A 19,473-nucleotide genomic window follows, 5' to 3' on the forward strand; every position below is an offset into this window, starting at 1 on the left:
TTGATTGATATTCATTCGCATATTGTGTTTGATGTAGATGACGGGCCCAAGACACGTCAGGATACGCGAGAGCTTTTGACGGAAAGTTATCGCCAAGGAGTTCGAACGATTATTTCAACTTCTCATCGTAGAAAGGGAATGTTTGAAACTCCTGAAGAAAAAATCGCGGCAAATTTTCATGAGGTTCAGGAAATCGCTAAAGAAGTAGCAGATGATCTCACTATTTTGTATGGGGCTGAAATTTATTATACCAGCGATATTTTAGAAAAACTCGATAAGAAAATCATCCCAACTTTAGGCGGAACGAGTTATGCTTTAATTGAATTTAGTATGACGACACCATATAGGGAAATCCACAGCGCTTTAAACAATGTGCTCCGTTTAGGAATTACACCAGTTGTAGCTCATATTGAGCGTTATCATTGCTTGGAGAATGAAACGAAAAAAGTGCAGGATTTGATTAACATGGGTTGTTATATGCAAATCAACAGCTCCAGCGTCCTCAAACCGAAGTTATTTGGTGAAAAGTATAAATTCATGAAGAAGCGGGCACAATTCTTTATGGAGCAGGATTTAGTGCACTTTGTGGCGAGTGATATGCACAATTTAGGTCCACGTCCTCCTTATATGCAGGAAGCCTACCAAATTATCTCTAAAAAGTATGGCAAAGCATATGCTGATACACTATTTCGCGAAAATCAAGAAATATTATTAAAAGACGAATTAATTTAGGAGAAGAAATGAAAAATCAAGATAATCAGACGGTGGAAATTGATGTTCTATCATTAGTTAAGACCCTGTGGAGACGAAAATTTCTCATCATTGTGACCGCTTTTGCAATGGCTATTGTTGCTTTAGGCTATAGTACCTTTATTATAAAGCCGAATTATACTAGTACAACTCGTATTTACGTTGTAAATCGACAAGCCAATGAAAATTCTACTCTTACCAATCAAGACCTTCAAGCTGGGACATACTTGGTAAAAGACTACAAAGAAATTATTTTATCTCAAGATGTGTTAGCAAAAGTGATTGATGACTTGAAGTTAAATGTACAACCAAGCGCATTAGCTAAAAAAATCAATGTCACTGTCCCAACGGATACGCGTATTGTGTCTATCGCTGTTTCAGATGGGGATGCCAAAGAAGCTGCGCGTATTGCTAATAGTTTGCGTCAAATTGCAGCTGAAAAAATTATTGCTGTTACCAAAGTATCCGATGTAACAACGTTAGAAGAGGCAGAAGTACCAAATTCCCCTTCTTCACCAAATATTAGACGCAATACCTTGATTGGTTTTCTTGCAGGAGGGGTTTTAATCTCAGTTGTGATTCTTGTCGTTGAAGTGTTAGATGACCGAGTGAAAAAGCCAGAAGATGTGGAAGAAGCGCTGGGAATTACTCTTCTTGGAGTTGTGCCAAATATGAATAAACTATAAGAGGGGAAAATAATGCCGAGTTTAGAATTAGCTAAAAATAAAGAAAAAACGATAAAGAAAACAGAAGAATACTACAATGCCTTAAGAACTAATATTCAGCTTAGTGGGGATAATATTAAGGTCATTGCTGTCACTTCTGTACAGTCTGGAGAAGGGAAGTCAACGACTTCTACAAATCTAGCCATTGCTTTTGCACGTTCAGGATATAATACTTTACTAATTGACGCAGATATTCGTAACTCTGTCATGTCAGGGATTTTTAAAACGCGTGATAAAATCACAGGTCTGACAGATTATCTAGCTGGTGCGACAGATTTGTCAAACGGTTTATGCGAAACAAATATTGACAATCTATTTGTGATTGAAGCTGGACAAGTCTCACCCAATCCAACAGCTTTATTGCAAAGTAAAAACTTTGGTATCATGATTGATATTCTCAGAAACCATTATGATTATATCGTTGTTGATACCCCACCGATTGGACTGGTCATTGATGCGGCTATCATTGCTCAAAAATGTGATGCTAGCGTTTTAATCGTTGAGTCAGGAAATGTAAAACGGAAAACATTGCAAAAGGCAAAAGAACAATTAGAACAAACTGGAACGCCATTTTTGGGAGTTATTCTAAATAAATATGATATACAGTTAGAAAAATATGGCTCCTACGGAAATTATGGCAATTACGGAAATTACGGAAAGAAAAAGTAGAGATTAGCATTTAGGAGTAGGGATGTTTGAAAATAGAAATGAGTTGCAAAAAACAGGAATTGCTTTTATTCAACTAATTACAGTTTTTGTTGTGATTATGATCATAAATTTAATTTCAAACTTTAGTCTAACTAATAAAGATATTGTGATGTTAATGTTGCTACATATTGTTGCTTTTTATATTAGCAATTATAACTATCATTTTTTTCAACGTGGCTATTTAATTGAATTTACCGAGACACTGAAATACAGTGCTTTTTATGCAGTCATTATCACATTTTCTTCTTTTATGTTGGGAGGCAACTTTTCATTATCCCGTAGCAATCTCATCTTTTTTATCTTGTTGAATGCTTTGGGTGTTTATTGCATTAATCTATTAATCAAGCAATATTATGCACGAGTACATCCAAGATTAAAAAGCAGTAAAAAAGTACTCATCCTTACGGTTTCCAATCGTCTAGACAGAATTTTAAAGCAATTGACCGAAGCGCACACATTTAATGAATGTATAGTAGCTATTTCGGTATTTGATAACTCGCGTTACCAACATCCGACAATCCAAACGATACCAAAAGAATGTCTCATCGAATTTGCAACTCGCTCTGTTGTAGATGAAGTTTTTATTAGCTTGCCGAGTGATGACTATTCTATTGAAGATTTGGTTGTTCAGTTTGAGAATATGGGAATCACCGTTAATGTGAATATTAACGCCTTGGATTTTCAAATTGGTGAGAAGAAGCTTCAAGAAATTGCTGGCTTTAGCGTGGTCACTTTTTCAACAAATTTCTACAATTATAGTCACATCATTGCTAAAAGAGTTTTGGATGTCATTGGTTCTCTCTTTGGACTTCTTATATGTGGAATTGCAGCGCTTTTCCTAGTTCCAATGATTCGTAAAGATGGCGGACCAGCAATTTTTGTTCAAGAACGTGTTGGAAAAAACGGTCGGATTTTTAAATTTTACAAATTTCGCTCTATGTACGTAGATGCCGAGGAGCGCAAAAAAGAGCTGATGGCACATAATACCATGAGTGGTGGGATGTTCAAAATGGATGATGACCCACGGATTACACCTATTGGAAAATTCATTCGGAAAACCAGTCTAGATGAGCTTCCACAATTTTGGAATGTTCTTAAAGGTGATATGAGCTTAGTTGGTACGCGTCCGCCAACTGTGGATGAGTATGAAAAATACACACCTGAACAGAAAAAACGTTTGAGTTTCAAACCAGGCATCACAGGCCTCTGGCAAGTCAGCGGCCGCAGTGAAATCACGAATTTTGATGATGTTGTAAAGCTAGATGTGTCCTATATTGATGATTGGACTATCTGGTCAGATATTAAAATTTTACTAAAGACTGTCAAAGTTGTATTAATGAAAGATGGAGCGAAGTAGGTGAGACTTCGCTTCCTTGATAGGAGAAAGATGAAGAAGTCAGTTTATATCATAGGCTCAAAAGGAATCCCTGCCAAGTATGGTGGCTTTGAAACCTTTGTTGAGAAATTAACAGAATATCAGCAAGATAGTAGTATACAGTACTATGTAGCCTGTATGCGTGAAAATTCAGCTAAGTCTGGAATCACAGATGACCAGTTTAAGCATAACGGGGCAATTTGTTTCAATATTGACGTGCCTAATATTGGGCCAGCTAGAGCCATTGCCTATGATATTGCTGCTGTAAATAGAGCGATTGAAATCGCTAAAGCAAATAGGGATGAGGCTCCTATTTTCTATATTTTAGCTTGTCGTATTGGGCCTTTTATCGCTGGGCTCAAGAAAAAAATTAAAGCTATCGGAGGCAGTTTATTTGTCAATCCTGATGGACATGAGTGGCTCCGATCAAAATGGAGTTTCCCCGTCCGTAAGTATTGGAAATACTCAGAGCAACTCATGGTCAAGCATGCGGACTTATTGGTTTGCGATAGTAAAAATATCGAAAAATATATCCGAGAAGACTATAAACAGTATCGGCCCAAGACGACTTACATCGCCTACGGGACAGATACAAGTAAGTCTGTTTTAAAACCTGAGGACGAAAAAATTCGTAGTTGGTATCAGGAAAAGGGTGTTGCTGAAAACGGATATTATCTAGTTGTGGGACGATTCGTTCCCGAAAACAACTATGAGGCCATGATTCGTGGTTTTATGGCGTCTAACTCTGACAAGGACTTTGTTCTCATTACAAATGTTGAAGAAAATAAATTCTACAACAAGTTGCGTCAGGAAACAGGTTTTGATAAGGACCCTCGTGTTAAATTTGTCGGGACTGTCTATGATCAAGAATTGCTCAAATACATTCGCGAGAATGCCTTTGCTTACTTCCATGGTCATGAAGTAGGTGGTACCAATCCGTCCCTTCTTGAGGCTTTGGAGTCTACTAAGCTTAATCTCTTGTTGGACGTCGGTTTCAACCGCGAAGTTGGTGAAGATGGTGCTATTTATTGGAAGAAAGATCAATTAGCAAGTGTCATTGATCAAGCTGAGCAATTGGATGAACAAGCTATCGAAGACCTCAATCAAAAATCAAGTAAACGTATCTCTGAAGCCTTTACTTGGGAAAAGATTGTTATAGACTACGAAAAAGTATTTAAAGGATAGAAATGCAGAAAATTTTATATCTCCATGCTGGTGCCGAAATGTATGGCGCTGACAAGGTTTTGTTGGAGCTTATTAAAGGTTTGAATAAAGACGAATTTGAAACGCACGTTATTTTACCCAATGCTGGTGTCTTGGTGGGTGCTCTGGAGAATGTTGGTGCTAAAGTTAAAGTTATCGATTATCCAATCTTGCGCCGTAAATATTTTAATCCTAAGGGGATTCTTGAGTATTTTGGCTCATATAACCGTTATTCAAAGCAAATCGCTGAATATGCTAAGGAAAATGGAATTACTCTCATTCACAACAATACTACTGCAGTACTTGAGGGAATTTATCTCAAACGTAAGTTGAAACTTCCTTTGATTTGGCATGTTCATGAAATTATTGTCAAACCAAAAGCAATTTCAGATTTTATCAACTTTTTGATGGGACGTTATGCTGATACGATTGTGACGGTTTCAAATGCTGTAGCCAACCACGTCAAGCAGTCTCGCTTTGTAAAAAATGACCAAGTTCAAGTCATCTATAATGGTGTTGACAATGCCGTCTATCACGAAATGGATGCCAACGCCGTCCGTGATCAGTTTGGTATCGCACAAGATGCGCTTGTCATCGGTATGATCGGACGAGTTAATGCCTGGAAAGGTCAAGGCGACTTTTTAGAAGCTGTGACTCCAATCTTGAAGGCTAATCCAAAAGCAGTTGCCTTTTTGGCAGGTAGTGCATTTGAGGGTGAAGAATGGCGTGTGGATGAGCTGGAAAAAACCATTTCAGACTCACCAGTAGCTGGACAAATCAAGCGAATCGACTATTATAGCAAGACGACAGAACTCTATAATATGTTTGATATCTTTGTCTTGCCAAGTACCAATCCAGATCCATTACCAACAGTCGTACTAGAAGCTATGGCTTGTGGTAAACCTGTAGTTGGTTATCGTCATGGTGGTGTCTGTGAAATGGTTAAGGAGGGTGAAAATGGTCTCCTAGCCACTCCAAATCAGCCTGCAGAATTATCGAAGGCTATTCAAGATTTATCCGAGAACACTGAGAAGAGAGAGCAATTTGGTAAGGCCTCTGTCCAACGTCAAAAAGAACTCTTCTCCTTACAAAGTTATATTCGGAATTTTTCGGAGTTGTATAGGAAATACTAAGATGAATACTGAAAAAATTAAGAATAAATTAAAACCAATCGTTTATCCCATTATTAATTTTATCCCAAGACGACGACTCAAAAATAAAAATTTCACAATTATTTGTGATAATTGTTGGGCTAGGAAAGTTTATCAGGAGTTAGGCTTACCTTATCAAACACCCTTTGTTGGGATGTTTGTCTTTTCACCTGATTACATCAAAATGCTCAAGAACCTAAAATATTATTTGAGTGGAGATATCCCCTTGAAATTCGTTAAGGAATCGAGGTACATCAAGGATTTCGATAATGCCTATCCTCTTGCACTTCTTGGCGATATTGAACTTCATTTTTTGCATTACGCAGATGAAGAAGAAGCAACTCAAAAATGGCAACGTCGTTTGGCACGTATTCATTGGGATAATTTGTATTTCAAGTTCAATGACAATGATGCTTGCACTTATGAATTGATGAAAGAATTCGAAGAGCTTCCATATAAGAGTAAGGTTATTTTTTCTTCGAAGAATTATAGTGATTTACCTTCCTTAGTTCATTTTAAATCAGCTGAAAAGCAAGGACACGTTGGCATTGATTTGAAAACTCACCACCGCTATTTTAATGCTGTTACTTGGTTGAAAAAGGGTGGGGAAGTTCTAACATAAAATAAAAATTTAGGTGAAGAATCCATGAAACCACTTTTAACTGTTGTCATTCCAGTTTATAATGTTGAAAAGTATTTAAAACGTTGTGTAGAAAGCGTACTTGTCCAAGGGTGGCATAATTATGATATTATACTTGTAGATGACGGAAGTACTGATAAATCTCCTCAAATCTGTGATGACTATGTTAAAGCTTATGACTTTATCTCAGTTATTCATAAAGAAAATAGAGGACTTTCTGAAGCTCGCAATACGGGTATTTCTCAGGCTAAAGGAGAATATGTTTATTTTCCTGATTCAGATGATTGGATTGAGCCAGATACCTTTATAGACTTGGCAGAAGAGCTAGAATCTCAAAAATTTGATATTATTTCTTTTAATCGTGAGTTTGTCAAAGGTGAAAAAGATGTTATAGTTTCGGATTCAGTAGTGACTCAAGTCTTTGAAGGTAAAGACGCTTTTGTCCAAATGCTCAAGCACAGTTATATCACAGGTTTTGCCAACGACAAAATATACAAAAAGTCTTTATTTGTTGATAATAATATTTCTTTTCCAAAAGGAAAATATTACGAAGACTTGGGAACGAATTACAAGCTTTTTCTTTCAGCCAAGAATGTCTTTGCTACCAATCAAAAGTATTATCACTATTTAATTGATAATCCTGATTCCATTACACAGTCTTGGAATGAGCAGAAGTTTAGAGATATGTTTGGGTTCTACAAAGAAGTTTTTTATTCTGATTTTGTTTGTTCACAATTAAATCAAGAAGAATTACAAATTTCACAGCTATATTATGTGAATGGCTTGACTCATATCTTGGCAAGTTTATATAAATCTAAATTAGATAAAAAATATATAGACATTACTAATGAAGTGAAACAAGAATTACTTAAGAATAGTGTTTCTCTTTCTCAAATGAAAGACCAACCAAATAAGTTAAAATATATACTGTTTAGACTTAAAGTATTAAAACTAGCCTTCAGTATTCAAAACATTTTCTGATATGAAATGGGAGTTTAATTTGAAATACTCTGTTATTATTCCAGTCTATAACGTTGAGAAATACATTGATCGTTGTTTAAAAAGTGTTATTTCTCAAAATTATGATGACTTGGAGATTATAGTGATAGATAATGGTTCTACAGATTGTAGTGGTAGTATTTGTGATAGTTATGCTAATGTGTACGCAAATATCTCTGTCTATCATATTGAAAACCATGGTGTTGGTCCGGCACGTAACTTTGGCTTATCCAAAGCGAAAGGCGAGTTTATCTGTTTTGTGGATGCGGACGACTATCTTGTGGGAAATCTATTTTCAGATGTGGAAAGTCAATTAGATTCCCAATTAGACTTATTGGTGTTTAGTTACTATAATTCGATTGAAAAGAACTTATCAGAAATAGATCGATCGGCAAAAATACTTCCTACTGAAGGAAAAAAAGACAAGAGTGATTTTATTGCGCTTTTTCAAGAATTATGTTTAACAGATATGATGTATACTGTTTGGAATAAAATTTACCGTAGAGAATTTCTGGAGGAACATCAAATTGTTTTTGAATCCTATGAATTGGGAGAAGATGTTCGTTTCAATTTGAATGTTTATCAGCATGTTAATGCGGTTTTCTTGGTGAAATCTGGTTATTATGTCTATATTTCAGGAAGAGTAGATTCTGCGATGGGACAGTATAATCCTAATCGGATGAACTATCAATTGGAAGAACTAGGAAAAGTTGATCAGTTGATGACAAGTTGGAATATCCATGATGATCAATTTATAGATCAAATAAAGATGCGCATCCTGATGAGTAATATTCAGAACATATCAAAGCAAAAGATGTCTCTTTCTAAAAAACGACACTATGTTGAGGTCTTGTGTAGAAATCAAGAGATGATTGCATTGCTAAAAAAAGCTACTTCTCCGCTTCATCCTCTAGTTAGGCGGTTATTACATTTCAGAATGTATCTGACAGTAATTTTTTTAAAAAAACTGCAAACCTTGATAAAATAGGGGTACTCGCTATTTAGTTGTGAGAGGTTTTTTTAGATACTAGTAATAAGACTTTATGATTATGATTGAAAGGTTTGGATGACTGTTGTGATGAACAATCGTTTTATCTCAGAAAAAATTTATTTATTCACCTTGTTTATATGGGTTGCTGTCGCTTCCTTAGTCACAACCACTTATTTTGTTCGATTAGATGGTTTTCTATTCCTGTATAGGATGTTTCTCTATTTTACTATTATCATGATTTTGATAAAAGAGTTTATCACTCTTCCGAAGACCTTGTATTACTTTAGATTTCACTGGAAATCGCTGTTAATAGCACTTGCATTCCTCTTTTCGATGTTGATAGTTTCAAAAAATCGTGATGGTTTACTTGACATAAACGTTTTATTATTAGTTTTTTCAGCTAGGGATATAGAGTTCAAGAAATTATTAGGTACCTTCTCCTTAGCGACATTCTCAGTTCTCATTGTCACTATTTTGGCTAGTAAGATGGGAATTATTTCAAATATGTTGATGAGTGCAGATGGTGGTTATCGTTATAGTCTTGGATTTAACTATGTTTCCTTTGCTTCTCAACGTATGTTCTTTGCATTATGTAGTTATCTTATGTTTAGAGGGAAGAAGATTTCCTACCTTGAGTTGTTAGCTCTGTTGATGTCTACCATTTATATGTATCAACAGACTTCGACATCTAGTCCATTTTACTTAAGCATTTTGATACTAACCTATGCTTTGTTGAGTATTAAAATCTTTAAAAAAGAGTTTATCATTGGAAACTTCTGGACAAAGACACTTGTGCACTACGGTTTTATTTTAGCTTTAGTGATTATCTTGTATTTTTGTTTTTATTCATCTGGGAATTTATTTCACTTAGTCGATCAATTTACGCATAATCGCTTGCGTCTCAGTGTCAATGGTTTTCAAAATTTTGGGGTATCTTGGTTAGGGCAACCAATTTCCTTTACAACTCTTGATATATTTGGAAATTTCACTAGTAATTACAATTATATTGATAGCTCTTTTGTTCAATTATTGGTTATTGATGGCCTGATTGTCAGTGCATTTATGTTGTTTGCATTGACAAAAGTGATGCGTTATTTTGTATCCATTCAAAAAGATATCGTACTGGCTTGCTTAGGAATTATGATTATCCATGGTATGTTTGATCCTCAGATGTTAGTTCTTCGTTATTCTCCATTAATCTTATTTATCAGTCGCCTATTTATTGTGAATGAGGATGCGAAAATTGAATAAAGAAGAGTATTCGTCAAATTCAAAGGAAGGCTAAAACAAGTTATTGTACTTATGAAAGTTTTAAAAAATTACGCCTATAATCTTTCCTACCAGCTACTGGTGATTATTCTACCGATTATCACCACCCCATATGTCACTCGGGTATTTAGCTCTGAAGATTTAGGAACTTACGGCTATTTCAACTCCATTGTCACTTATTTTATCCTTTTAGCGACTTTAGGAGTGGCCAATTACGGTACTAAGGAAATTTCAGGGCACCGGAAAAACATCCAAAAGAATTTCTGGGGGATTTATACCCTCCAGTTTGGTGCTACGGTTTTATCCCTTAGCCTCTATGTTCTTTTATGTGTGACCCTGTCTTCTATGCAAAATCCAGTTGCCTATATCTTAGGACTTAGCTTAGTATCAAAAGGGCTCGATATCTCCTGGTTTTTTCAGGGCTTAGAGGACTTCCGCAAGATTACGGTTCGAAATATTACGGTTAAGCTAGTCGGAGTCATCTCCATCTTCTTGTTCGTTAAATCTGCCAATGATCTTTATCTCTATGTATTCTTACTAACCATCTTTGAGCTGTTAGGTCAGCTCAGTATGTGGCTACCTGCTCGGGAGTTCATTGGGAAAGCACATTTTGATATGGCTTATGCACGGGTGCATTTAAAACCAGTCATTCTGCTCTTTTTACCGCAGATTGCCATTTCCCTCTATGTTACTCTTGACCGGACCATGCTGGGGGCTCTCGCCTCTACAAAGGATGTCGGGATTTACGACCAGGCTTTAAAACTCGTCAATATTTTGTTGACCTTGGTGACGTCTCTGGGAAGTGTCATGTTGCCCCGTGTATCAAGCCTCTTGTCCTCAGGAGATCACAAGGCTGTCAACAAGATGCACCAAATGTCCTTTTTGATTTATAATTTGGTCATTTTCCCCATCATTGCTGGCATGCTGATTGTCAACGATGACTTTGTTCAATTCTTCCTAGGGAAGGATTTCCAGGACGCACGTTATGCCATTGCCATCATGATCTTCCGCATGTTCTTCATCGGATGGACCAATATTATGGGGATTCAAATTCTCATCCCGCACGATAAAAACAAAGAATTTATGCTATCCACCACCATTCCTGCTATAGTAAGTGTGGGGTTGAATTTGCTCTTCTTGCCTCATTTTGGTTTTATCGGTGCGGCTATTGTATCAGTTCTAACGGAGTCACTGGTATGGTTCATTCAATTGTACTATACCCTTCCTTACCTTAAGGAAGTACCGATTCTTGGGTCTATGGCAAAAATTGTATGCGCATCTGCTATGATGTATGGCTTGTTGCTAAGTGCAAAACCATTCTTGCATTTTTCACCTACTTTAAATGTTCTTGTGTATGCAGTGCTTGGCGGCCTCATTTATCTGCTTGCTATTCTAGTTCTGAAAGTGATAGATGTGAAAGAATTAAAACAAATAATAGGGAAAAATTAGAAATGAAGAAAATACGGAATATAAATTTAGACTTGATTAAAATAATCGCTTGTATCGGAGTTGTTTTGCTTCACACTACGATGCCAGGTTTTAAGGAAACAGGGCGATGGAATTACTCATCTTATTTATATTATTTAGGTACTTATTCAATTCCCTTGTTTTTTATGGTGAATGGTTATTTATTATTGGGTAAAAGCAAGATAACATATCCCTATATACTACATAAAATAAAATGGATTCTAATAACAGTGTCGTCATGGACTATTATCATCTGGTTACTTAAAAGAGACTTCACAAATAATCCAATTAAAAAAATTTTGGCTTCTTTGATACAAAAGGGTTATTTCTTTCAATTTTGGTTTTTTGGCTCATTGATACTAATTTATTTATGCTTGCCGATATTGAAGAAGTATTTACATTCAAAAAGAAGTTATTTGTACTTTCTATCTGTATTAACAATTATTGGTTTGATTTTTGAATTGATAAATTTTTTGCTTCAAATGCCAGTGCAAATTTATGTTATACAGACGTTTAGATTATGGACTTGGTTCTTTTACTACATTTTAGGTGGTTTTGTAGCACAATTCAATATAGATAATTTAAAATCAATCTTTAAGGGATGGATGAAAATAGTTAGCATACTTTTGTTATTGATTTCACCGATAATATTATTTTTCATAGCAAAAAATACTTATCATAATCTTTTTGCTGAATATTTTTATGACAATCTTTTGGTAAAAGTAATTAGTTTAGGACTATTTCTTACCTTATTGACGCTAACCATTGATGCTTCTAAATTTAGAATGATCTACTTGTTATCAGTCCAAACGATGGGGGTATTCATTATACATACCTATGTTATGCAGATATGGCAAAAGTTGATAGGGTGTAACATAGTGGGTGCATACTTATTTTTCCCTGTTTTCACATTAATGATTAGTTTTCTAATAAGTATGACATTAATGAAAATCCCTTATATCAATCGAATAGTTAAATTATAAAAAGGAGTTTATAATGTACGATTATCTTATCGTTGGTGCTGGTTTGTCTGGAGCAATCTTCGCACACGAAGCTACAAAACGTGGCAAAAAAGTAAAAGTGATTGACAAGCGTGATCACATTGGCGGAAATATTTACTGTGAAAATGTTGAAGGAATCAATGTTCACAAGTACGGTGCCCACATTTTCCATACCTCAAACAAAAAGGTTTGGGATTATGTCAACCAATTTGCTGAATTTAACAACTATATCAATTCCCCTATTGCTAACTATAAGGGCAGTCTTTACAATCTTCCATTTAACATGAATACCTTCTATGCTATGTGGGGAACTAAGACTCCGCAAGAGGTTAAGGATAAGATTGCTGAGCAAACGGCTGACATGAAAGATGTTGAGCCCAAGAACCTTGAAGAACAGGCCATCAAGTTGATTGGTCCAGACATCTATGAAAAATTGATCAAGGGCTATACGGAGAAGCAGTGGGGACGTTCTGCAACAGACCTGCCTCCTTTCATCATCAAGCGTCTTCCGGTTCGTTTGACCTTTGATAATAACTACTTTAACGACCGTTACCAAGGAATTCCAATCGGTGGTTACAATGTCATTATCGAAAATATGCTGGGCGATGTGGAAGTAGAGCTTGGGGTTGATTTCTTTGCCAATCGTGAAGAACTAGAAGCGTCAGCTGAAAAAGTAGTCTTTACAGGGATGATTGACCAATACTTTGACTACAAACATGGAGAGTTGGAGTACCGCAGCCTGCGTTTTGAACACGAAATCTTGGATGAGGAAAATTATCAAGGTAATGCTGTAGTCAACTACACAGAACGTGAGATTCCTTATACTCGTATCATTGAGCATAAGCACTTCGAGTATGGAACCCAACCGAAGACGGTCATCACCCGCGAATACCCAGCTGATTGGAAACGTGGAGATGAGCCATACTACCCAATCAATGATGAAAAGAACAATGCTATGTTTGCCAAGTACCAAGAAGAAGCTGAGAAAAATGACAAGGTCATTTTCTGTGGACGTCTAGCAGACTATAAATACTACGACATGCACGTGGTCATTGAGCGTGCTTTGGAAGTCGTAGAGAAAGAATTTACTAAATGACAGAAGATAAGATTGATATCGTGGTTCTCTGGGTTGACGGGAGTGATCCGGAGTTTATCCGTGAGAAACAAGCTGTGACTGGTCAAGTGGCAGATTTGGACCAAGAAATCGACGGAGAGCAGCGTTATCGTGATTACGGGATTTTTAATTACTGGTTTCGAATGATTGAAAATCATGCTCCTTGGGTAAATCGTGTTTACTTAGTCACCAATGGCCAAAAACCGGAATGGTTGAACTTGGAGCATCCAAAACTCAAGTTGGTCACTCATAAGGAGTTTATCCCTAAAGAGTATCTACCTACCTATAATTCAGCGGCTATTGAACTCAACCTCCATCGGATTGAGGGCTTGTCGGAGAATTATTTGTATTTCAATGATGATGTGTACTTGATTAGAGATAGTCAACCTTCGGATTTTTATAAGAATGGGCAACCTAAGCTTTTAGCTGTATATGATGCTTTAGTTCCTTGGTCACCATTTACGAATACTTATCACAATAATGTTGAATTGATTTATCGCCATTTTCCTAATAAGAAGGCACTAAAGTCCTCGCCTTGGAAATTTTTCAATCATCGTTATGGGTATTTAGTTTTGAAAAACTTGCTACTTTTGCCATGGGGGCCAACAGGCTATGTGAATAACCATTTAGCTGCACCTATGAAAAAGAGTACCTTGGCACATTTATGGGACATTGAGGGTGAAACATTAGATAGAACGTCACGAAATAAAATTAGAGACTATGGAGTAGATGTTAATCAATACATCTGTCAGCATTGGCAGATTGAAAGTAATCAGTTTTATCCTATGTCAAAGAATTTTGGAGAGTCGATAGACCTGAATCAAGTGGATCGATTAGAGAGTATCTTTAAAGATAAACATAAAAAACTGCTTTGTGTAAATGATGATGTTGACTCTAAAGAGGAGAATATCATTCGTTTTAAGGAAATATTGAAAGAACGCTATCCTGAAAAATCAGCTTTTGAAAAATGAGAAATAAGAGATGAAATACTATTTAAAAGAAGAATTTTTACACGATAATAATGTTAAAAATGCCGGTAATAAGGCACGTAATGATGTTGAAGAAATTGTAAAGAGAGAAGGTTATCAAGCCTTGGTTCTTTCAGTTGATAATTGGTACGAGATGAGTACACTTAAAGCACAGCTTCATAAATCCAAGGCTTTTGGTCAGGCCTTGGCTCAACTAAAGCAAGGTGATGAGTTATTGATCCAGTTCCCAATGCTTCATCATAGTTTTTTCACAACACATCATGTAAAGAAAGCACAGAAAAAAGGCGTAAAAGTTCATTTTATTATCCACGATTTAGAAGCTCTTCGTTATGTTAATGTTGAGAATTTTCCTTTGAAGCATAAGATTCGAATTCAAATTCAGGAATCAGGTCTTCTTGGCGCAGCTGATGGTATCATCGCCCACAATCCAATAATGAAATCTGTTTTGGTGGATAAAGGGGTTGAGGCAGATAAGGTTGTTAGCCTTGGTATTTTCGATTATTTGATTCCAAATTTCCAAGAGAAGACGGGTCTTACTAAGAATCAGCCAATTATTGTGGCTGGTAATTTGGCTCAGGAAAAAGCTGGTTATCTTTACTCTCTTCCTGATGAACCTGCTTATAACCTTTATGGTGTTGGCTTCGACGAGAGCAGAGCTCTTGCGAATGAGACTTACTTTGGGTCCTTCTTACCTGACGAGCTACCAGCAGCTCTTGAGGGTGGTTTTGGTCTTGTCTGGGATGGTGATAGCGCTGAGACATGTAGTGGTGTATTTGGTGAGTACCTTCGCTATAACAACTCGCACAAGGCTTCACTTTATTTAGCAGCAGGTTTTCCTGTAGTTGTTTGGGAAGAGTCAGCACTGGCTCATTTTGTGATAGATAAACAGTGTGGTCTAGTTGTTTCTTCTCTTTCTGATTTAAAAGAAAATTTAGATACCTTGTCAGAAGAGCAATACAAAGAAATGTTAGAAAATGCTAAACAAATTGGTAGTAAACTTCGGCAAGGGCAATATTTGAGGACTGCACTATCAAAATTGAAGTGAGATTGTTATTATGAAGTGATAGTCTTATAAGACAGATTTTAATCATAGGTGGTGCAGGTTATATCGGTAGCTACATAGTAGTGGAATTATTAAAAAGTGGCTATGATGTTGTAGTTGTAGATGATTTTTCAAATAGTTCGCTTCAGGTCTTAGATAGATTAAAAACTATTACAGGTGTGACGGTTCCTTTTTTCTACCATTTTTCAAGTCTATCAAGGCTTTAAGTAAAAAAAGAGATAAGACAGTAGCTATTCTGAGGTTACTGTCTTATTTCTAACACTTTTTGATCCATAAAATGGCATGCTAAAAAACACCTCATCTGGTATTTTTTGAAACAAGGTGTTACAATAATACGGCATAGACAGCCTTATCGATTTTGGGTCAAAGAATAATCGTAAAGTTTGTTATGCGTAATGAGGTAATACATTGTTCGAATGAGACGATGTATAGAGGCAATCGTATGTGGCTTAGTTGAAGCTATTGTCGATTGTCTTTTTCGTTTCTCATAAAAGTCAGCGATATGGCAGGGATTGGTATGACTAGCTGAAGCGATGTTGTGAATGCACTTGAACAAGATTTTTCTGGCATAGGGATTACCTCGTTTAGTGATGTGTTCCTTAGCGAGAAAGTTCCCAGATTCATAGTGTCTCAGGTCAATGCCAATAAAAGCGTTGATTTGATTGGCAGAGTGAAATCGACGAATATCTCCCAATTCGCCAATGATAGATGTCGCTGTGGTTTCTGCGATGCCAGGAATTGACCGTAAGATGTCATACTCTGGTAAAGGCTGAGCTAGAGCTACCATGTCGTTTAAGACAACTTGTCTGCGTTCAGAAAGACGAAGCAATTCTTGAGCATAGTAACGAACCTCTTCAAGCATTGGAGAGGTTTTCTTGACCGCACAAAAAGATTGTTTAGCGAGTTTTATAAGTTTATCAGTCAGGTAAGCAATACGCTTTTCAGAGATGCGTTTGGAGGTAGATTGACGGATAATCTCATACAAGTCACTTTGAGATAGGCTTAATACAAACTCTTTACATGGAAAAGCCATCACTAAGTTCCAATATTGCTCTCCAGTTGGTGTGGATAAGAGATTTTCCAATTCAGGAAAGGTGACTTGTAGAACCTTGTGCAGACGGTTTTTAGCTCGAACAAGATCTTCAGTCATATTTTGATAGAAACGGCTTAAATCACGCAGGTGTTGATAAACTTCTTCCTGCACGTAAGTTGGTTTACGATTGTGCACAAGCTGAGATTTAGCCAACTTTTCAGCGTCAATTTTATCTGTTTTACGAACTCGCAGACTGTCCAACTGTTTCTTAGCTTCCAGTGGATTTAGCCGTGTATAAGCGTAACCACATTCCTCAAGAAAAGCCTGAAGACGTCGAGAATAGACGCCTGTGGCCTCAAATATAATCTCAGGGTTATGAACAGTTTTCAAGTCCCCCAACAGGCGATTGAATCCAATGGCATCATTGAGTATGGAGTAGCCATGAACCTTCTCACCGTTGACTAAAATTGCCACCTCAGAACTTGTTTTACTGACATCAATTCCAAATACTGCACGCATGACATTACCTCTTTTGTCTTGAATAATTCCATGTTTTAGTGATTTTATTTTCAATACGCGACGTTTAGCGTCCTACATACTTTGATCAAACTCCACCTAAAACAAGGTGTCTTGCCAGTTTGTCAAGCGACGTCTAGCGCCATAGAGCCCTACGACTTTACAAGACACTACTACTTTAACATAAAGAAAAAGTAGTGAGTACTCTCTCCCGTCGGAGATTTCTTCACTACTAATCTTAGTATGTTTTCTTCTAATTCTTGCAGAAATGATAGAGCTCGGTTTTGAGCTATGAGATTTGATTCGCCACCCGGTAGAGAACTGTCAGGATTTTGCCAAAGTTGCTTGAGTGTAGTTTCAAATGTTTGGTCGGAAACCGGCTGACTGCTTAGTTTTCGTTCAATCAATCGCTTATCAAGTTGAATCGGAAGCCCAAAGGTTAGTGCCAAAGGCTCAATCGTTTCAATTGCTCGTTGGTAAGGACTAGAATAAATAGCAGAGATTGGCTTATTCTCTAGTATTTTTAATTGTGAGAGGGAAGTGAGTCCCTTTTGTGACAAAGGGCGTGTCCATTCGTCAGGTGTGTAAGTTGAGTGCGCGTGACGGACAAAATAATAAATGTTGTTCATGTAATCTAGTATATCACAACATGTGAAAATTCTATAAATAAGCAAGAAATAATGCTTATTTAAGAAAAATTTTAACTTTGTCTTAGGGATAGTTAATAAGAGCTTGGTAGACTTTAATTAACCATTAAAAATAATCAAAGGAGTAAATAATATGGTTGCCAAAAATCATCGTCCAAATCATGAAAGATATACCAAATGGTCTATTCGCCGCCTGAGTGTAGGTGTAGCTTCGGTTGTTGTGACAAGCGGATTCTTTATTCTCATTAGTAATCCTGTAAATGCACAAGTTGGTTCGCAAAACAAGGTGGTGACAACAACCCCTTCAAATAGTTCGACAGACTTTGGTAAATCCATACTTGATTCGAAAGTAGGGCAAACAGAAAGCCCGTCAGCTGAAAAGAAAGAAACACCAAGTACAACAAAACCCTCACAAGACTTGTCTGGCAAAACAACTCAAACACCAGATAAAAAGGTGCAAGAAAAACAAGAAGTTACAAAAGAAAACAAAGTAGGCAAGTCCGTCGCGGAAGCTGCGAAAAAAATCCAAAAGGCGTCAGAAACAGTTGCAAAAGAAACAGCTTCAAAAGCGCAAGAAGATCCAACTCTTGCTCAAGCTAAGCAATCTGTAGCGGATAACATCAAAGGTGGTACAGATGTACCAGCTTCCTTCTTACAAAATGCGACCCACCCTGGTCCCTTTACGGCAGGCGTGAACGAAGTCATTCCGTATGAACTCTTCGGTGGTGACGGTATGCTGACACGTCTCTTGTTGAAATCTTCAAATGGCGCCCCGTGGTCAGATAACGGCACGGCAAAACACGCTGGCTTACTACCCTTTGCCAACATTCCAAAAGGTAAATATTTCTATCAAGCTTCATTGGACGGTAATGCTGCAGGCAAACAAGGTGAAGCACTCTTGGATCAATTGAAAGCCAACGGTACTCATACCTATACTGCAACCGTCACAGTTTACGGTGCAACTAAGGATGGTAAAGCAGACCTGAACAATGTTGTCGCAACACGTCAAGTAAAATTGAATCTGAATGGCACTACGACCGTTGACCAAGTGAAAAAATCCGTAGTAGACAACATCAAAGATAAAATTGATGTCCCTGCAAGTTATTTAACAAATGCAGTCTATCCAGGACCATTTACAGCTGGTGTTAATCAAGTGATTCCGTATGAACTCTTTGGTGGTGACGGTATGTTAACACGTCTCTTGTTGAAATCCTCAAACGGCGCCCCATGGTCAGATAATGGCTCAGCTAAGCATCCAGGTCTATTGCCACTAGCGAGCTTAGGCAAAGGCCAATATTTCTACCAAGTTTCATTGGACGGTAATGCTGCAGGTAAACAAGACAAAGCTCTGTTAGAACAGTTAAAAGCAAATGGAACACATTTGTATAAAGCAACTGTTACAGTGTATGGAGCAACCAAAGATGGCAAAGCGGACTTGAAGAATGTCATTGCGACGAAATCTGTGACGATTAACCTAAAAGGTGAAAAGAAAGCGGACTCTAAAGGACAATCTCAACAAGGTCAAAATGATCAGGCACAAAACCAAGGTAAAAAAGCAGATCATGACGGAAGCAAGCATTCAAATAAAGGTGGCACACCTTCTGCAACAACTTCAAAAGGTGGACAAGCTACAGCAAGCAAAAAATCGCTTCCTAATACAGGTCAAAAATCCTCTCTTGGCTTGACAGTCCTAGGACTTCTTGGATTAAGTGCAGCAGCTATTTTAGCACTTGTTGGCATGAAACGCAGAGAAAAGAAGTAATTCTCGCATTTGTGAGCAATAACGCTTGAATCAAGTATAGAAATAGTGTTATACTTTTTCGTGGTATAAC

18 protein-coding genes and 1 pseudogene are annotated in these 19,473 nt (G+C 37.0%); 17 read left to right on the forward strand and 2 right to left on the reverse strand.

All coding sequences use genetic code 11. The features are described from left to right. From cps4B to IYQ91_RS05045, 16 genes and pseudogenes are all read left to right on the forward strand, one after another. Window positions 1-732 (forward strand): capsular polysaccharide biosynthesis protein Cps4B, encoded by a 732-nt coding sequence (gene cps4B, locus IYQ91_RS04970; protein WP_195673252.1) that lies wholly within the window; start codon window positions 1-3, stop codon window positions 730-732. 8 nt (window positions 733-740) lie between these two features. Beyond that, window positions 741-1,436 carry a CspC family polysaccharide chain length determinant protein gene (locus IYQ91_RS04975; RefSeq protein WP_138099532.1) on the forward strand — a complete coding sequence of 232 codons (696 nt, stop codon included), beginning with the start codon at window positions 741-743 and terminating at the stop codon, window positions 1,434-1,436. 12 nt (window positions 1,437-1,448) lie between these two features. Further along, a complete protein-coding gene (locus tag IYQ91_RS04980; RefSeq protein WP_049517281.1) occupies window positions 1,449-2,144 on the forward strand; it encodes a tyrosine-protein kinase in 696 nt (231 codons plus the stop codon). A 22-nt stretch (window positions 2,145-2,166) separates the two neighbouring features. Further along, window positions 2,167-3,540 (forward strand): sugar transferase, encoded by a 1,374-nt coding sequence (locus IYQ91_RS04985; protein ID WP_021002188.1) that lies wholly within the window; start codon window positions 2,167-2,169, stop codon window positions 3,538-3,540. A 30-nt stretch (window positions 3,541-3,570) separates the two neighbouring features. Then, window positions 3,571-4,743, forward strand: coding sequence for a beta 1-4 rhamnosyltransferase Cps2T (gene cps2T, locus IYQ91_RS04990; RefSeq protein ID WP_195673253.1), 1,173 nt, complete (start codon window positions 3,571-3,573; stop codon window positions 4,741-4,743). Window positions 4,744-4,745: 2 nt separating this feature from the next. Then, on the forward strand, window positions 4,746-5,894 hold the full coding sequence (locus IYQ91_RS04995; RefSeq protein ID WP_195673254.1) for a glycosyltransferase family 4 protein: 1,149 nt from the start codon (window positions 4,746-4,748) through the stop codon (window positions 5,892-5,894). Window position 5,895: 1 nt separating this feature from the next. Beyond that, window positions 5,896-6,534 carry a DUF1919 domain-containing protein gene (locus IYQ91_RS05000; protein ID WP_195673255.1) on the forward strand — a complete coding sequence of 213 codons (639 nt, stop codon included), beginning with the start codon at window positions 5,896-5,898 and terminating at the stop codon, window positions 6,532-6,534. Window positions 6,535-6,558: 24 nt separating this feature from the next. Continuing rightward, window positions 6,559-7,533 (forward strand): glycosyltransferase, encoded by a 975-nt coding sequence (locus IYQ91_RS05005; protein ID WP_195673256.1) that lies wholly within the window; start codon window positions 6,559-6,561, stop codon window positions 7,531-7,533. Window positions 7,534-7,552: 19 nt separating this feature from the next. Continuing rightward, window positions 7,553-8,539: a glycosyltransferase family 2 protein gene (locus IYQ91_RS05010; protein ID WP_195673257.1), complete on the forward strand. Its 987-nt coding sequence runs from the start codon at window positions 7,553-7,555 to the stop codon at window positions 8,537-8,539. An 87-nt stretch (window positions 8,540-8,626) separates the two neighbouring features. Next, window positions 8,627-9,793, forward strand: a complete 1,167-nt coding sequence (locus tag IYQ91_RS05015; protein ID WP_195673258.1) for a polymerase — start codon at window positions 8,627-8,629, stop codon at window positions 9,791-9,793. A gap of 51 nt (window positions 9,794-9,844) precedes the next feature. Then, window positions 9,845-11,260, forward strand: coding sequence for a flippase (locus tag IYQ91_RS05020; protein ID WP_195673259.1), 1,416 nt, complete (start codon window positions 9,845-9,847; stop codon window positions 11,258-11,260). A 2-nt stretch (window positions 11,261-11,262) separates the two neighbouring features. Next, complete coding sequence (locus IYQ91_RS05025; protein WP_195673260.1) at window positions 11,263-12,261, forward strand: acyltransferase; 999 nt, start codon at window positions 11,263-11,265, stop codon at window positions 12,259-12,261. 13 nt (window positions 12,262-12,274) lie between these two features. After that, entirely contained in the window at window positions 12,275-13,375 is a 1,101-nt protein-coding gene (glf, locus tag IYQ91_RS05030) for a UDP-galactopyranose mutase (protein WP_195673261.1), read from the forward strand. Then, a complete protein-coding gene (locus IYQ91_RS05035; protein ID WP_003026589.1) occupies window positions 13,372-14,364 on the forward strand; it encodes a stealth family protein in 993 nt (330 codons plus the stop codon). The genes glf and IYQ91_RS05035 overlap by 4 nt, the downstream gene beginning before the upstream one ends. Before the next feature lie 10 nt (window positions 14,365-14,374). Continuing rightward, complete coding sequence (locus tag IYQ91_RS05040) at window positions 14,375-15,427, forward strand: sugar transferase (RefSeq protein WP_195673262.1); 1,053 nt, start codon at window positions 14,375-14,377, stop codon at window positions 15,425-15,427. Between the two features lie 26 nt (window positions 15,428-15,453). Next, window positions 15,454-15,621: pseudogene (locus IYQ91_RS05045) on the forward strand (NAD-dependent epimerase/dehydratase family protein); the annotation flags it as partial. Window positions 15,622-15,794: 173 nt separating this feature from the next. On the opposite strand, the gene IYQ91_RS05050 reads toward IYQ91_RS05045, so the two are convergent. Together IYQ91_RS05050 and IYQ91_RS05055 are read right to left on the reverse strand one after the other, a co-directional pair. Further along, window positions 15,795-16,997, reverse strand: coding sequence for an IS110 family transposase (locus IYQ91_RS05050; protein ID WP_195673263.1), 1,203 nt, complete (start codon window positions 16,995-16,997; stop codon window positions 15,795-15,797). 170 nt (window positions 16,998-17,167) lie between these two features. Next, entirely contained in the window at window positions 17,168-17,623 is a 456-nt protein-coding gene (locus IYQ91_RS05055; RefSeq protein WP_195673264.1) for a histidine phosphatase family protein, read from the reverse strand. Between the two features lie 151 nt (window positions 17,624-17,774). Here IYQ91_RS05055 and IYQ91_RS05060 point away from each other — a divergent pair, with 151 nt between their 5' ends. Further along, window positions 17,775-19,403 (forward strand): SSURE domain-containing protein, encoded by a 1,629-nt coding sequence (locus IYQ91_RS05060; protein WP_195673265.1) that lies wholly within the window; start codon window positions 17,775-17,777, stop codon window positions 19,401-19,403. Window positions 19,404-19,473 lie beyond the last annotated feature (70 nt).

The organism is Streptococcus sp. HF-2466, assembly GCF_015594645.1.
In the GTDB taxonomy this organism is placed as follows: domain Bacteria; phylum Bacillota; class Bacilli; order Lactobacillales; family Streptococcaceae; genus Streptococcus; species Streptococcus anginosus.